Consider the following 15,612-nt stretch of genomic DNA (forward strand, 5'->3'; position numbering starts at 1 on the left):
CCCTCAGTCGCGGGAGTACCAGGCCAGCGCGACGAGCGCGGGCTGACCGAACAGTCGGATGAATCGCTTGCGGTCCGAGTCGAGGCCGAACGCGTCGATCTTGTTGCGGTACTGATGGATATTGCCCGGGAACACCGCGACGAAGAACGCGGCGGCCACCGCGCCCAACGTGCGACGCTGCTTGGGCAGTCCGATGAGGCCGAGGCCGAGGCCGACCTCGACGATGCCGGAGGCGATCACCGTGGCATCCGGCCCGAGAGGGACGAAGTCGGGCACCTGGGTCTGGAATTCCTTGCGTTGGAAGGTCATGTGCCCGATGCCGGCGGTGGTGAGGATCGCCCCGAGCGTCAGGCCGGCGACCCGATGCGGATCAGTCATCGGCGAGGGTGAGGGTGACGTCGATGTTGCCGCGCGTCGCATTCGAATACGGGCAGACCTCGTGGGCCTTGTCGACCAGGGTCTTCGCCGTCGCGTCGTCGACGTCGGGCAGCGACACCTCGAGTTCCACCGCGAGTCCGAATCCGCCGGCGTCAGTCGACCCGAGCGACACCCGCGCCCCGACGGCCGAACCGGTCACATCGGCACCCGCCTGACCGGCGACCAGCCGGAGGGCACTGTGGAAACAGGCGGCATACCCGGCCGCGAACAGTTGCTCGGGGTTGGTGCCCACACCGGAACCGCCGAGTTCGGTCGGCATGTCGAGGTCGAGATCCACCTTGCCATCGGAGGTACGCGCATGTCCGTTGCGACCGTCTCCGGTCGCCAAGGCCTCTGCGGTGTAGATCGTCTTCATGTGTCGGTTCCTTTCGATGGGGCGGCTGCGCCGAGGTGTCGGCGCAGTTCGTCGGTGAGATCGTGCAGCGTCGTGCGGAGTGCGATGAGTGCGTCGGCGTCGAACGGGACGTCGGTGCGAGCGTCCGCCGAATCCTCCTGGGCCGAATCCTCCTGGGCCGACTCCTCGTGGGCCGCATCGGCGATCGCCGCGACCAGGGAGTCGTAGACGCAGTCTGCGCGGGCACCGAGGGCGGCGCCCTCGGGGGTGAGGCTGACGGTGACCGAGCGTTCGTCGTCCGATGACCGGCGACGGCTCAGATAGCCCTGCGCCTCGAGGCGGCGTAGCAGCGGCGACACGGTCCCGGAATCGAGTTGAAGTCGTCGGCACAGCCGGCTGACCGAGATCTCGTCCTCCTCCCACAGCACGAGCATCGCGAGGTATTGCGGATAGGTGAGACCGAGTTCGGCCAGACCCGGGCGCTGCGCCGCGATGACCGCGCGGGAGGCGGTGTACAGCGCGAAGCAGAGCTGCTCGTCGAGTCGAACGGAGGTCACTCATCGACCATAGCCGATTTATGTTGTGCACAACATTGTTGTGGGGCATGCAACCGGTACGCCGAGGTGAACCGGGGAGATACGTCAACCGAGGTTGACGAAATGGCGTGTTGTCGGCAGTCTGGATGCATGAAGACCGGAATCCAGGGTGACGACGGCGAGACGCCGATCGAGGAGTTGGCCCGGATCGCGGCTCGTCGCCGCGACATCGCCCGCGAAGAGGAGGTCGCCGTGCGGCGTGCCCGCCATGCCGGCCTGTCCTGGGCCGAGATCGGTACGTTGCTCGGGGTGTCGAAGCAGGCCATGCACAAGAAGTATCGGAAGGTCGGGTGAGCGCCGGGCAGCCGCTGCACGACACAGCGGTCCTCGACGGGCTGGGGCACGATCTGCGGGCCGCCGGCTACACCACCGACGGGGTCGCGGCCTTGCTCGGGGAACCGGCGAACGACGCCCTCGGTCGAGGCGTCTGGTGGCCCGCTCTCGCTGCCACCCGGCGCGCACCCTCCCGGCTCGCCACGGTGGTTCGGCTGTTCCTGCTCGGCTCTGATGAGCCGGAAGTCGATGTGGAACAGGCATTCCCGTCAGTATCGGCCGATGCCCTGATCGCGAACGGTGTGCTCTCACGAGCCTCCGGATCGACGATGCGTGCCGCCCTGGACATCCGGCCGCATGCCGACGACGTGGGCGAGTACCTCGTCGTCTCGGATCAGGACGCGATGATGCGTGCGGCGCCGGTGGCTCACGACCATGTGCTGGGCATCGGCGGAGCCTCGGTGTCGTTGGCGCGTGCGGTGATCCGATCGCCCGTCCGGCGCGCGCTCGACATCGGGACCGGCTGCGGTATCCAGGCGCTGCACCTCGACGCGCACTGCGAGGAGATCGTCGCCACCGACACCAACGACCGCGCGCTGGCGCTGGCCGGGGCCACCGCCCATCTGAACGGGATGAGCTGGGATCTGCGCGCGGGCAGCCTCTTCGAGCCGGTGGCCGGCGAGCGGTTCGACCTCATCGTCTCCAACCCGCCGTTCGTCGTCGGCGCAGGTGGGCAAGACTACATCTATCGCGACTCGGGGATGGTGGGGGACACGCTGTGCGCCGACCTCATCCGTGCGATTCCGGACCATCTGAATCCGGGTGGCACGGCGCAGATCCTGGCGAACTGGATCGTGCCCGCGGAGGCGGATTGGCAGGACCGGGTGCGCGGATGGCTCGCCGGGACGGATCTCGATGCGTGGGTGGTCCAGCGCGAGCTGGCCGATCCCATCAGCTACATCTCGCTGTGGCTGTCCGACGCCGGAGAATCCGCCGACGACGCGGCGACGCGGGGCGCGCAGTGGCTGGACTGGTTCGCCGAAACCGGGATCGCGGGAATCGGCATGGGACTCATCACACTTCGTCGTCGGCACGACGACGACAGGCGCGAACCCGACCAAGTGATCGAGGAGATCACCGGCGCCGGGGAAGAGGTCAGCGGCGTCGAGGCCCAGGCATTCCTGGCCCGTCGTCACTACCTGCGGACGACATCGGACGCCCACCTGCTCGGCGTCCGGCTGGCCACCGCCCCGATCTTCCTGGAGGAGCAGTCGCTACCGGGAGACGACGGTTGGCAGCAGGTCTCGGCTGCGGTCCGACGTCCGGGCGGTCCGGCGGCCGTGCTCGGTGTCGACGAGGTGTCGCGGTCGTTGCTCGCGGGATGTCGTGGCCAGGTGGCGCTGGGCACGCTGATCGACCTGCTCGCCGGATTCCACGGCGTGGACGGCGATGCGCTCGCCGAAGCCGCGCTCCCGGTCGTACGGGAGGCCATCGGGCGAGGGATCCTGTTCGAGGCGAACTGATTCAGCCGAAGGTCGCGTCGAGTGCCGCGCGCAGGTCGGCCTCGAGATCCTCCACGTCCTCCAGCCCGACCGAGAACCGCAGATGGCCCCAGCGGCGGAACTCGTCCGGGTAGGCGGCGACCCGTGGGCCGTCGGTGCCGACGTGCACGATGAGCGACTCGTCGTGACCGAGAGACACCGCCGAGGTGATGACCCGCAGGTGCGATACGAAGCGATTCTGGTCGTCCGGGGTGCCGTCGAGTGCGAATGCCATCATCGCGCCGAAGCCGCGACCACCGAATTGCCGTGCCGCGAGGGCATGTTGCGGGTGCGATGCCAACCCCGGATAGGCGACAAACGCCACTCGGTCGTCGGTGTCGAGGAACTCGGCGAGATGCCGGGCGCTCGCCTGGTGCTGCGCAAGCCGCAGCGGCAGCGTGATGGAACCGCGCGAGATCAGCCACGCATTGAACGGTGAGATCACGCCGCCGACATCGACCATCGCCTCCGCCTTGATCGGTTCGATCAGCTCGGCACGTCCGATGACGGCTCCGCCCATGGCATCACCGTGACCGTTGATGTACTTGGTCAGCGAATGCGCGACCAGATCCGCGCCGTCGGCCAGCGGCCGATAGAGCGGCGGGGGAGTGAAGGTGGAATCGACGACCAGCAGCGCGCCCGAGCCGTGGGCGATGTCGGCCAGCGCAGCGACGTCGGCGATCTTGGTCGTCGGATTGGCGACCGCCTCGGTGATCACCAGCCGGGTCGTGGGTCGCAGGGCGGCCCGGACGGCGTCGAGGTCGGTCACGTCGACGAAGGTGGCCTCGATGCCGTACTTGCGTGGCAGCAACGACGACCAGAGTTTCCACGTCGCCTCATAGGTGGTGTCCGAGACGACCACATGATCGCCGGCCGCGACGTGTGTGAAGAAGATCGCGTGCAGGGCGGCGACCCCGGAAGCGAGGGCGACCGCGTCCTCGCCGTGGTCCAGCGCGGCCAGCTTCACCTGCAGGGCCAGCTGATTGGCGCCGGTGTTGCGGCTGTAGAACAGTCCAGCGCTCGCCCCGGTGGCATTTCCCGTCGCTGCGCTCGCCCCGGTCACATTTCCCGTCGCTGCGCTCGCCCCGGTGGCCGACCAGTCGACGGTCGACGGGTCGTCGGGCAGGTGATAGGAATTCGCCAACGTGATCGGCGTGCGGATCGGGCCGCCGACGCGACGGGAGTCCTCGTCGGTCCGGGTGTTGCCGGCGTGCACGCACAGCGTCTTGTCGCCGACGGTACGAGACGGGTCGGAATCGGTCACGGGGCGGCTCCTACGGGTGGGACGTCGGACGGCCGAGGTCGTGGGTCCTCCTCGGACGGAATCCCCGATGGCGACGAGGCGATGCGTGCGGCGAGGATCACCGGCAACCGGTGCAGTTTGTCGATGCGGCAGGCGTCCCGGAACTCCGCCCACGCCCAGCAGAGGCCGAAGACCGCGAGCGCGACACACGTGGTGGTCAGCGTGCTCCACGGACGATGGGCGATGTGGATCGGTACGAGCACCAGTGCCATCGCCTGCAACACATAGGAATCCAGGCTGCGGGTACCGGTCATCACCAGCGGGCGCAGCCAGTCCTTGTGCCACCACCGCAACAACATCCGGAAGATGCCGTAGATCGCCGGCACCGCCACCCAGGCGCCGATCGCGCGGGCCGGGCGGAAATCCAGTTTGTCGGCGACGGCGGGTTCGAATCGCATCAGGCGCCCGGTGTCGATGGCGAAGTGCAGGACCAGCGCCACGGCGAGCGCGACCGCGACGAAGGCCGGCAGCCACCGGTCGATGAGATCGGGCACATGCCAGTCTCGCCACTTCCAGCCGACCACGACGGCCGGGACGAACATGACCTGCCAGGCGGCCCAGTTCTGGATGCGCGGACCGGCCATGTACGCGGTGAGATAGAACCAGTCCGGTGACCACAACATCGAGATGATGTACAGGGCAAGCGAACCCGTGACGATGGCGATCCACCAACCGCGCACCAGCATGGGGAACAGGGCATAGGCCGACGCCATCAGGACCATGTAGAGCAGCAGGATGTTCCCGCCGCTGGGTAGGTAGCGCATGCCGAACGCGAGTTCCAACCCCTGACCCCAGTCCTCCACCGGGAGCAGGAGGGTCAACCAGCGATGACCGGCGAGTGCGGCGGCGACGGCGACGAGTGCGATGCTCAGCTGGCATACGTAGAGGGTCACAAGCCGTTTCGTCAGCCGCACGTAGGCGTAGCGCAGCGAGATCCGCTCGATCCACCGTCGATAGACCAGCCCCAGCACGAGTCCCGACAGGAGCACGAACGCCGACATCCCGTCGACGTACGGGAAGGCGTGGGTGGGCGCGGCGATATGCGTGCCTGCGGCGAAGTGCAGCGAGATCATGCTCCAGATCGCGAGGCCCCGCGTCGCGTCGATGGCAAGATCCCGGTTCATCGGATGTCACCCTACAGTCGTCGCGGTGGACCGCCCCCGACGACCGACGCCCGGCCCGCAGTGATGCGGAACCGGGCGTCGTCGGTGTGTGTTCGGACCGGAGATCAGGTGTAGAGGTCGGCGATCGCCTTCTTGTGCGCGTCGTGGATGACGTTGCGCTTGAGCTTCAATGTCGGTGTGAGCTCACCGGACTCGATGGTGAAGTCCGTGTCGAGGATGGCGAACTTCTTGATCGCCTCCGCCTTGGAGACCTTGGCGTTCGCGTCCTTGACCGCGGCGTCGATCTCGGCGAGCAGATCCTTGTTCTCGGCGAGGTCGGCCGGCGACGTGTCGGCGGGAAGGTGATGGCGCTCGAGCCAGCCGGGTACCGCTTCCAGGTCGAGCGTGATCAGCGCCGCGATGAACGGCTTGTTGTCGCCGACCACGAGGCACTGGCTGACCAGCGGATGCGCCCGGATGGTGTCCTCGAGCTGGGCGGGGGAGACGTTCTTGCCGCCGGCGGTGACGATGAGTTCCTTCTTGCGACCGGTGATGAAGAGGTACCCGTCGTCGAGCCGGCCGATGTCACCGGTGTGGAACCAGCCGTCGGCGATCGCCTCGTCGGTGGCCTTGGCGTTCTTCCAGTAGCCGTTGAACACGACCGGGCCCTGCAGCAGCACCTCGCCGTCGTCGGCGATACCGACGGTCACACCCGGGATGGGGCGGCCGACGGAACCGACACGCTGATGGTCTTCATTGTTCGCGGTCACCGCGGCCGTGGTCTCGGAGAGGCCGTAGCCCTCGTAGACGGGGATCCCGACGCCGCGGAAGAAGTGTCCGAGACGGGCACCGAGGGGTGCGCCACCGGAGATCGCGCCCTCGCACTGACCGCCGAGCGCGGCGCGCAGCTTGCCGTAGACCAGCCGATCGAACAGTGCGTGCTTGAGTTTGAGGCCGAGGCCTGCGCCGCCGCTCTCGAGCGCCTTGCTGTACTCGATCGCGGTGTCCGCGGCACGGTCGAAGATCGCGCCTTTGCCGCCGTCGTGGGCCTTCTGCTTGGCCGAGTTGTAGACCTTCTCGAAGACCCGCGGCACCGACAACACGTAGTTGGGGTTGAACTTGCCGAGGTCCTCGATGAGGTTGGGGATGTCGCTGGTGTGGCCGAGGATCACGCCGTTCTCGACGCACCCGACGGCGACGACACGGGCGAACACGTGTGCCAAAGGCAGGAACAGCAACGTCGACTTGCCCTCGACCATGCCTGCGCCGACCGCATCGCGGGTGGCCGCACACTCGGCGAGGAAGTTCGCGTGGGTGAGCACGACGCCCTTCGGCCGGCCGGTGGTGCCCGAGGTGTAGATCAGGGTCGCGGCATCCGAGGACAGGGCGTTGGCGTGCCGGTCGTCGAGCTCCTCGTCTCCCACCTTGGCGCCCCGCTTGGTGACGGTGGCCAGCGCGTGGTCGTCGATGATCAGCGTCTCGCGGAGGTCGCCGGCCTCCTCGATCACGCCGATGTGCTTGGTGTAGTGGGCATGCTGTTCCACGAACAGCATCGCGGTCCCGGAATCCTCGAGGATCCACTTGACCTGATCCGGCGCCGACGTCTCGTAGATCGCCACGGTGGTGGCCCCGGCACGCCAGATCGCGTAGTCGAGGATCGTCCACTCATATCGGGTCGACGACAGGATCGCGACCCGCTCACCCGGCTTGATGCCCGAGGCGATCAGGCCCTTGGCGACCGCATCCACCTCGTCGGTGAACTGCTTGGCGGTGACGTTGATCCATTGATTGCCGGACCGCTTGCGGAACAGCGGCATCGTCGGCCGCTCGGCCCGGTAGCGGAGAATGCTGTCTACGGTTGTCGCCTTGTCCTCAATGGACAGGTTCGACGGAGTGGAATACTGCTCCATGGCGGGCTCCCCTGCGCGCAACGAAATTCGGTCATAACGGGCATGGGCGGGCCCGCGTGGGCTCCGTCACATGCCGGTTAAGTGGCACTGACAGTACCAGTATCCGTGTCGGCCATCACAGAATGGTCGCTGCGTGGGTGCCGTCCCGGTGAACCCGTGATGATGTCGGCGGTGAGTCCCGTCGACGATTGTCCGCATCGCGCCCCGGCCGATTAGAGTTGGCCTGATGAACGGGATTGATCGCACATGAGTGCCGCGGGCGACGAGCAGGGCAGCGCCGACGAGGGTCAGATGGCCTCCTTCGACGACCTCGAGATCGATTCACGGGTCCGGCAGGCCATCGTCGACGTCGGATACGAGACCCCCTCGCCGATCCAGGCCGCGACGATCCCGCCGCTCATGGCCGGGCGTGACGTCGTGGGGCTGGCGCAGACCGGTACCGGCAAGACCGCCGCCTTCGCGATCCCGATCCTGTCCCGCATCGACTCCTCGGCCCGGCGCCCGCTGGCGCTGGTGCTGGCGCCGACGCGTGAGCTCGCGCTGCAGGTGGCCGAGGCGTTCGGTCGGTATTCCTCGCACATGCCCGAGGTGCGGGTGCTCCCGATCTACGGTGGCCAGAGCTACGGCGTCCAGCTCGCCGGCCTCAAGCGGGGTGCCCAGGTCATCGTCGGCACCCCGGGCCGCGTCATCGATCACCTCGACAAGGGCACCCTCGACATCTCGCAACTCGAGTACCTGGTGCTCGACGAGGCCGACGAGATGCTCACCATGGGTTTTGCCGAAGACGTCGAGCGGATTCTCGCCGAGACCCCGGACAGCAAGCAGGTCGCCCTGTTCTCGGCCACCATGCCCAGCGCGATCCGACGGCTCGCCCAGCGGTATCTGCATGATCCGCAGGAGATCACGGTCAAGTCCAAGACCGCGACCGCCCAGAACATCACCCAGCGCTACCTGCAGGTGTCCCACCAGCGCAAACTCGATGCGCTCACCCGCTTCCTCGAGGTGGAGACGTTCGACGCGATGATCGTGTTCGTCCGGACCAAGTCGGGGACCGAGGAACTCGCGGAGAAGCTGCGGTCGCGCGGCTTCTCGGCGGTCGCGATCAACGGCGACATGGTGCAGGCCCAGCGTGAGCGGACGATCAACCAGCTCAAGAACGGGCAGATCGACATCCTCGTGGCCACCGACGTCGCGGCCCGCGGCCTCGACGTCGACCGCATCTCGCACGTGGTCAACTACGACATCCCGCACGACACGGAGTCCTACGTCCACCGCATCGGACGCACCGGACGTGCCGGGCGGTCGGGTAACGCGCTGCTGTTCGTCTCACCGCGGGAACGGCATCTGCTGCGGGCCATCGAGCGTGCCACGCGATCGACGCTCACCGAGATCGGTCTGCCCAGCGTCGAGGACGTGAACGCGCAGCGTGTCGCGAAGTTCGCGGATTCGATCACCGGCAATCTCGGGTCCGATCACCTCGACATGTTCCGGCAGCTCGTGGAGAACTACGTCCGCGACAACGACGTCACGATGGCCGATGTGGCCGCAGCGCTGGCGCTCGAGACCCGTGACGGCGGATTCCTGATGGCTCCCGACCCGCCGGAGGGCGAGCGGTCGGAGCGGCGGGAGCGGGCGCCACGTCGATCCGGTGGATCCGGCGGGCAGTTCGCGACATATCGAATCGCGGTGGGACGCAAGCACAAGGTCTCGCCCGGTGCGATCGTGGGTGCGATCGCCAACGAGGGCGGTCTCACACGTGGGGACTTCGGCAACATCAGCATCCGCGACGATTTCTCCCTCGTCGAGCTGCCCGAGAACCTGGACAACGAGACGCTGGCGTCCCTGCGGCACACCAGGATCGGCAAGACCCCGATCGACATCCGGCGCGACATGGGCGCCCCGCGCACCCGCGGCGGAGCCAAGCGCGGCAGCGGACACGGCCGGGACGGACAGGGCAAACAGCGCACCGACAGCTGGGGCAAACGTGGCAATCCACGCGTCGCAGGCCGCGGCCGCGGCTGACCGATCCCTGGCAGTTCCCTGAGGGTTTCGGATTTCGTCGTTCGAAACTTGCCGGACTGAGATAATTCCGTAACCTTTTGTGGTGGGGGAACGACATGTTCCGCAGACCGCGGGCCGCGGTCCCCACTCTGGCCGACACGGTTGAGTCCGTGTGTCAGAGACGATTCGAGCAACGACGCACAACAGGAATGGTGAGTCACCAGTGTCAGTGGTGAATTCGATAACAGCACGCGACGCGAAGTCGCATCACGAGCACGATCACGCGGTGATCGTCGACGCGCGACCGCAGGTGGTCCGGCATCAGGGCAGTCTCCCCGGGGCAGTCGTCGTCGATCCGACCGACGTCCGCAAGCGCTTCACGCCCACCCCGTCCGGCACGTTCCCCGTGGTGCGTGACCCCGACACCGAGATCGCCGTGGTGTCGGTGCGGTCCCAGGCGCCCGCCATCGCCGAGGAGATCGCGGATCTGGGGTACACCAACGTCCACTATGTCGACGGTGGCTACGGCGCGTTGCGTACCGCATACCGGGCATAGCGGAGTCCCGCACGCCGGTTCCGATTGGTAGCGTCTTCACGTAATCCACGCCAATGAATCCAGCCGACGACGCCGGACCGGGCGTACGGAGGAGGGATCGACAAGGCATGGGCGACGGGAGCGACGCGCAACAGTCAGACCAGGTGGTCCGGCTGCTGGGCTTTCTTCGTGAACTGGTGCGGTCGCGCTCCGAGGTCGTCAACGACGTCGACCGGCATCCGGGTGTCGTGTGGGTCGGCAAGTCGACCCCGGTACCCATCCGGTCAGCGGCCGGCGCCGGTCAGGTCGTGGTTCAACTCGACGCCACCGCCGGTGGACACGAGGCGGTGTCCCGCCTCATCGACGATCTGCGCGACAGCCCCGAGACCTTGGAACTGGTCCTGGCCAACGCCCTCGTCACCGTCCGCGACGCCGACGGCGAGGGTGACACCCTCATCCGGGAGCACCTGGTCACCCACCAGGTGATCGCCGAGCGCGACGACGAGACCGGAGCCATCCGCATCACCCTCGGTGCCGGTACGGCGCCGATGATGCACGACACCCACCTGCTCGCCCCGCTCGACGGCATCGATCTCTCGGGAGCGGTCACCACACGGAGCCGGATCACCGAACTCGCCGGCCCGGTCGGCGGCGCGTTGGGCGAGCTCATCGACACCTGGTACGAACAGATCACCGTCGACACGGACATCGTCGCCCTCGAGGTCGACATGCGTCCCGCACTGGTGCTCCGGCAACGTGGCGTCACGGCTTCGCTCGCGTTCTACGACGCCATCCTGGCCGCGCTGCGTGAGTCGGCAGACGGTGACGTCCCGATCGGCCTCGCACAGCTCGTCGCGCCGATCGAGGCAGCCGAACGGCTCGCCGCGTTGGAGCGGTCGGGGGCGCTGCCCGCCGACGAACTGGTGCGCGACGCGCTCTACCCGTTGCCGGCCAACGTCGAACAGCGCGATGTGCTCGCGCAGCTGGGTGTGGACAGCGGCGTCGTCGTCGAGGGTCCGCCGGGTACGGGAAAGACGCACACCATCGCCAACCTGACGGCCGCCCTGTTGGCCAAGGGCCAGCGGGTATTGGTGACCAGCGAGAAGGCCCACGCGCTCACGGTCATCCGCGACATGCTGCCCGTCGAGGTGCGGGACCTCGCAGTGTCCATCGCCGACGTCGATCGCGACGATTTCGACGCGATGGTCTCCGGCGTGGCGGCGATCGCCGAACGCAAGGCCGGACATCAACCCCGGGTCGTCGCGGCGGAGATCACCGACCTGCTGGACAAACGCGATCAGGCGGTCCGCAAACGTGAACGGGCGCTGCGCGAACTCTGGACGGCGCGGGAGTCGGAGACCGAGATCCACGAATGGGTGGCCGGTGACTATCGCGGTACCGCCGCGGAGGTCGTCCGTCACTGCACCGCGGACGAGCGGCGGTTCGGCTGGTTGCCGGGGCCACTCGAGGGCATTGCGCCCCCACTCGACGTGGCCGAGTTCGAGAGGCTCCTAGAACTGCTGACCGGCACCGCGGGCACGGCGTCCCGGTTGGGGCAGCGGTTGCCCGATCTCGCCGACGTCCTCCCGGATCCGGCCGAGCTCGAACACATCTGCGCACGGATCGCGCAGCGGCCGAGTGAACCCATGGTGGGCAGCGGATCATTGCTGTCGATCCTGTCGGATGTCGACAGCCCGCGACTGGTCCGGATCAAGGATGTCTGCGATCGCCTGGCCGTTGCCTCGGGCGAGGTGGCGGGTTTTCCGCCCACCGTGGTCGACATGGCAGACCGACTGCTCGACGGGCAGGCCGCACATCTGTGGTCACGCGTGATCGGATTGTCGCCGCTGATCGCCGAGGCGGCCGAACGCGACCGCGCGATAGGTGGCCACCTGGTGAGTGTCGATGGTGCGCGCCCCGGCGACAGCACGATCTTCGCCGCCGCCGCGGACCACCTGGCCGGCGGCGGGCGGTGGCGGGGCCGGTTGCTGCGATCACCGGAACAACGTGCCGTCGACGAGTCCGGCGTGGTCGCCACCGTGGACGGGCGGACACCCGCAGACGAGGCGTCGCTGCGACTGGTCGCCCACCATCTCGCCGTGCACGACGCCGTCGGGCAGGTGCAGAAGGTGCTCGCCGATCTTCATGTCCCGGTGGACAACTCGGGATCTCGGTCGGCCCAGTTGAACACCCTCGTGCGGTTGGACAACCAGTTGGCGTGGATCTCGGACCTGTTGTCCGGGCGCGACCAACTCGTCCGGGAACTGGAGGCCATCAGTCCGGGCGGGCCCCGTCCGCGCAGCGTCGCCCAGGTGGCCGAGGTCGCGTTGGCAGCCGGGGCCATCGCCGCGACCAACGACGCCGTGCTCGCCGAACACGACCTCGCCGGTTGCGCCTACCGCTTGTCCGCGGAAGTCGAGCAGGGCCCCTCGCCGGAAGGGGATGCGCTGGTGTCCGCGCTGGCCAACGCCGACCCGGAGGCCATCCGGGCGGCACGTCGCGAATGGAACACCGCGCGCGACGATCTCGCCGCACAGACCGCACTCGACCTGCTCACCCTCCGGCTGCGCAGCAAGGCGCCGGAGTTCTTCGCGCTGCTACGCGACACCGTCGACGATCCGGCATGGCCGGGGCGGTTGCGCGACGTCGCCGCGGCGTGGTCGTGGCGACGCGCGTACACCTGGGCGGAAGAACGAAGCGACCCGACGCTGGAGAGTCGTCTCCAAGCCGAACTGGATGAGCACGAGGCGGACATCGAGCAGTTCACCGCGCGTCTGACCGCGGCCTACGCGTGGCGTGCCTGTCTGGACCGGATGACCGTCGCCGAGGTCCAGGCCTTGCAGTCCTATCGCGATCACATGATCAACCTGGGTAAGGGTTCGGGTAAGCACGCCAACCGTTTCCGTGCAGCGGCGCGCGCCGCGATGGAGCAGGCGCAGGGCGCGGTGCCGGCCTGGATCATGTCGATCAGCCAGGTCGCCGAGACCGTGGACCCACGACGCGACGCCTTCGACGTGGTCATCGTCGACGAGGCGAGTCAGGCCGACATCACCAGTTCGTTCCTGCTGTGGCTCGCGCCCCGCGTGATCGTCGTCGGCGACGACCGGCAGTGCGCACCCAGCGGCCTGTCCGGCACCACACTCGACGACGCCTTCGCCAAACTCGACTCGCACCTGCCGGATCTCCCGCACTACCTGCGCGACAGTCTGACTCCGCGTTCGAGTCTGTTCTCGTTGCTGCGCAGCCGATTCGGGCATCTCATCCGACTCCGGGAGCACTTCCGGTCGATGCCGGAGATCATCGAGTTCTCGTCGCGTCAGTTCTATTCCGGCGCACCCCTGCTCCCGGTTCGCCAGTTCGGTGCCGACCGGCTGCCACCACTTCACTCGGTGGCCGTGGACGGCACAGCGACCGGTCAGGGCGCGTCGCTGATCAACACGGCCGAGGCGGCGGCGATCGTCGAGACGCTCACCACCTGTCTGCGCGACCCCGCGTACGTCGGTCTCGATTTCGGGGTCATCGCCCTCCAGGGCACCAAGCAGGTCGACGAGATCACCCGTCGGCTGCGCGAGGCGGTGAGCGACGAGGACTGGCGGACGCGTCGTATCCGGGTCGGCACACCACCGGACTTCCAGGGCGACGAACGCCACGTGATCCTGCTGTCCATGGTGGTGTCCGACCCGTCCGCGATCGCGCCGCTCACCCGGGCCGAGTCGCAGCGGCGGATCAACGTCGCCGCCTCGCGGGCGATGGACCAGATGTGGTTGTTCCACTCGATCGACCTCGAGCAGCTCAAACCGAACGATCTGCGGTCCTCGATACTCGGATACGTCCGGGCTAACCAGGGACCGACGATCGCCCCGATGCCCACCGATGTGTCCGACGACCAACGCCGACAACCATTTTCGAGCCTGTTCGAGCAGCAGGTGTTCAACCGGCTGGCCGGTCGCGGATACCACGTGGTGCCGTCGGTCACCGTGAACAACCGGGTCATCGATCTCGTCGTCACCGGGTCGGATGCGCGGATGGCCGTGGAGTGCGACGGCGACTCGTTTCGCACCACCGGTGAGCAGGCGCGCTCCGACATGGAGCGAGAGCGTGAACTACGCAGGTGCGGTTGGGAATTCTGGCGGGTGCGGGAATCGGAGTTCGAACTCGACCCGGAGCGCGCACTCGTCGGACTCTGGGAGGCGCTCGATCGACGAGGCGTGAAGCCGGGATCGGTGACCCCCACGTCGCACGGCGAGTCGGTCACCGCGGCGCGCTGGGCGCCGATCGATCTCACTGCGGGGGAGTGACCGCCTCGACCAATGCCGGCAGACCGACCGCGGCCGAGGCCCGGATACTGTGGGTGACCTGGCTGCTCAGCGCCGACGGTTCCGGATTGAACTCGATCACCGGAACGCCGGCCGACATCGCACGCTCCGGTAGGGCGGCCGCCGGATAGACGATCCCACTGGTCCCGACGACGATCACGACATCACTTGCCGCGAAAGCCTTCTCGGCCTTCGACCAGGCGTCGGCGGGTAGCGCCTCGCCGAACCAGACGACTCCCGGCCGGACCGCGGACAGGCAGACCGGACAGGTGGGCGGTTCGACCCGGAGTTCGTGTACGGCGCGATCCGGCTCGGCGTCGGTCCCATCGTAGGGGCGACCGCAGTTGCTGCAGCGCGGGCTGTACAGGCTGCCGTGCAGATGGCTGATCACCTCACTGCCCGCCCGCTCGTGGAGATCGTCGACGTTCTGGGTGACCACCATGACGGTCCGGCCACGGCCGAGTTCCGCGAGTGCCAGATGTCCGGGGTTGGGGGAGGCGTCACGGACCAGTCGGGCGCGCCATTGGTACCAGCCCCACACGAGCGCCGGGTCGTCCGCCCACGCCTCCGGGGTGGCGAGTTCGGCGGGATCGAATCGTTCCCAGAGTCCCACCTCGGCATCGCGGAAGGTGGCGATGCCGCTCTCGGCGGACATGCCGGCACCGGTGAACACCGTCACCCAGTCGGCCCTGCGGACGGCCTCGACGGCGGCCGCGGGAAGCTCGACGGTCGGTGCGTCGGACGGCGAGGGGTCGCGGTCGGTCATCGGTGGTCGGGTTCGAGCGCCGCGCGCAGGATCCGGGCGGTCTCGTCCGGATCGGGATCGCGCCGGACGACCAGGCCCTTGGCAAAGCTGAGCTTGTCGCCGTCGTGGCGCGGTACCACGTGCAGATGGGTGTGGAACACGGTCTGGAATGCCGCGCGACCGTCGTTGACCACGAGATTCACGCCATCCGCGGACAGCGCGCTGACCTTCATCGCGGCCGCCAGACGCTGTCCCGCGGCGAACAACCGGCCGCCGATCTCCGGTTGGAGGTCGGCGAGCCCGGAGGAGTGCCGGCGGGGCACCAGAAGGGTGTGGCCGCGGGTGACCGGCCGGATGTCGAGGAACCCGATCACGTCGTCGTCGCGATAGATCGTCCGGGACGTCGCCGTCCCCTCGACGATGTCGCAGAACACGCATGAAGCCATGACGCCACAGCCTACTTTTCGGTTCGCGTGCGGCGTGATCGAGGGCTCGACGACCCCACCCCACCTGGAGT

General features: G+C 67.9%; 13 protein-coding genes. 5 read left to right on the forward strand and 8 right to left on the reverse strand.

Translation table 11 applies throughout. From position 1 onward, the window contains the following. Positions 1-3: 3 nt before the first annotated feature. The 3 genes from D7316_RS02415 to D7316_RS02425 are packed head-to-tail and all read right to left on the reverse strand — an operon-like array spanning position 4 to position 1,329. Complete coding sequence (locus D7316_RS02415) at positions 4-378, reverse strand: DoxX family protein (RefSeq protein WP_124706880.1); 375 nt, start codon at positions 376-378, stop codon at positions 4-6. Further along, the gene (locus D7316_RS02420) at positions 371-793 is read right to left on the reverse strand and encodes an organic hydroperoxide resistance protein (RefSeq protein ID WP_124706881.1); all 423 of its coding nucleotides are present in this window, start codon (positions 791-793) and stop codon (positions 371-373) included. The genes D7316_RS02415 and D7316_RS02420 overlap by 8 nt, the downstream gene beginning before the upstream one ends. Beyond that, positions 790-1,329, reverse strand: coding sequence for a MarR family winged helix-turn-helix transcriptional regulator (locus D7316_RS02425; protein ID WP_124706882.1), 540 nt, complete (start codon positions 1,327-1,329; stop codon positions 790-792). Before D7316_RS02425 ends, D7316_RS02420 begins: the two co-directional genes overlap by 4 nt. 129 nt (positions 1,330-1,458) lie before the next feature. On the opposite strand from D7316_RS02425, the gene D7316_RS02430 reads away from it, so the two are divergent. Next, on the forward strand, positions 1,459-1,662 hold the full coding sequence (locus D7316_RS02430) for a hypothetical protein (protein ID WP_124706883.1): 204 nt from the start codon (positions 1,459-1,461) through the stop codon (positions 1,660-1,662). After that, positions 1,659-3,164, forward strand: a complete 1,506-nt coding sequence (locus D7316_RS02435; protein WP_124706884.1) for a DUF7782 domain-containing protein — start codon at positions 1,659-1,661, stop codon at positions 3,162-3,164. Before D7316_RS02430 ends, D7316_RS02435 begins: the two co-directional genes overlap by 4 nt. Position 3,165: 1 nt before the next feature. On the opposite strand, the gene D7316_RS02440 is transcribed toward D7316_RS02435, so the two are convergent. The 3 genes from D7316_RS02440 to D7316_RS02450 form a co-directional block, all read right to left on the reverse strand. Further along, entirely contained in the window at positions 3,166-4,446 is a 1,281-nt protein-coding gene (locus tag D7316_RS02440; protein ID WP_408609962.1) for a trans-sulfuration enzyme family protein, read from the reverse strand. Continuing rightward, positions 4,443-5,609: an OpgC domain-containing protein gene (opgC, locus tag D7316_RS02445; RefSeq protein ID WP_124706885.1), complete on the reverse strand. Its 1,167-nt coding sequence runs from the start codon at positions 5,607-5,609 to the stop codon at positions 4,443-4,445. The genes D7316_RS02440 and opgC overlap by 4 nt, the downstream gene beginning before the upstream one ends. A gap of 104 nt (positions 5,610-5,713) precedes the next feature. Further along, positions 5,714-7,498: an AMP-dependent synthetase/ligase gene (locus tag D7316_RS02450; protein ID WP_124706886.1), complete on the reverse strand. Its 1,785-nt coding sequence runs from the start codon at positions 7,496-7,498 to the stop codon at positions 5,714-5,716. Between the two features lie 246 nt (positions 7,499-7,744). On the opposite strand from D7316_RS02450, the gene D7316_RS02455 reads away from it, so the two are divergent. The 3 genes from D7316_RS02455 to D7316_RS02465 all read left to right on the forward strand — a co-directional run bounded on the left by D7316_RS02455 (position 7,745) and on the right by D7316_RS02465 (position 14,332). Then, positions 7,745-9,520: a DEAD/DEAH box helicase gene (locus tag D7316_RS02455; protein WP_124706887.1), complete on the forward strand. Its 1,776-nt coding sequence runs from the start codon at positions 7,745-7,747 to the stop codon at positions 9,518-9,520. 202 nt (positions 9,521-9,722) lie between these two features. Further along, complete coding sequence (locus D7316_RS02460) at positions 9,723-10,055, forward strand: rhodanese-like domain-containing protein (protein ID WP_124706888.1); 333 nt, start codon at positions 9,723-9,725, stop codon at positions 10,053-10,055. Positions 10,056-10,162: 107 nt separating this feature from the next. Further along, complete coding sequence (locus D7316_RS02465; RefSeq protein WP_124706889.1) at positions 10,163-14,332, forward strand: AAA domain-containing protein; 4,170 nt, start codon at positions 10,163-10,165, stop codon at positions 14,330-14,332. On the opposite strand, the gene D7316_RS02470 is transcribed toward D7316_RS02465, so the two are convergent. Both D7316_RS02470 and D7316_RS02475 read right to left on the reverse strand, forming a co-directional pair. Continuing rightward, positions 14,316-15,116, reverse strand: coding sequence for an SIR2 family NAD-dependent protein deacylase (locus D7316_RS02470; protein WP_124706890.1), 801 nt, complete (start codon positions 15,114-15,116; stop codon positions 14,316-14,318). The genes D7316_RS02465 and D7316_RS02470 overlap by 17 nt on opposite strands. After that, positions 15,113-15,541 carry an HIT family protein gene (locus D7316_RS02475; protein WP_124706891.1) on the reverse strand — a complete coding sequence of 143 codons (429 nt, stop codon included), beginning with the start codon at positions 15,539-15,541 and terminating at the stop codon, positions 15,113-15,115. Before D7316_RS02475 ends, D7316_RS02470 begins: the two co-directional genes overlap by 4 nt. Positions 15,542-15,612: the final 71 nt, after the last annotated feature.

This window comes from Gordonia insulae (assembly GCF_003855095.1).
Lineage (GTDB): Bacteria > Actinomycetota > Actinomycetes > Mycobacteriales > Mycobacteriaceae > Gordonia > Gordonia insulae.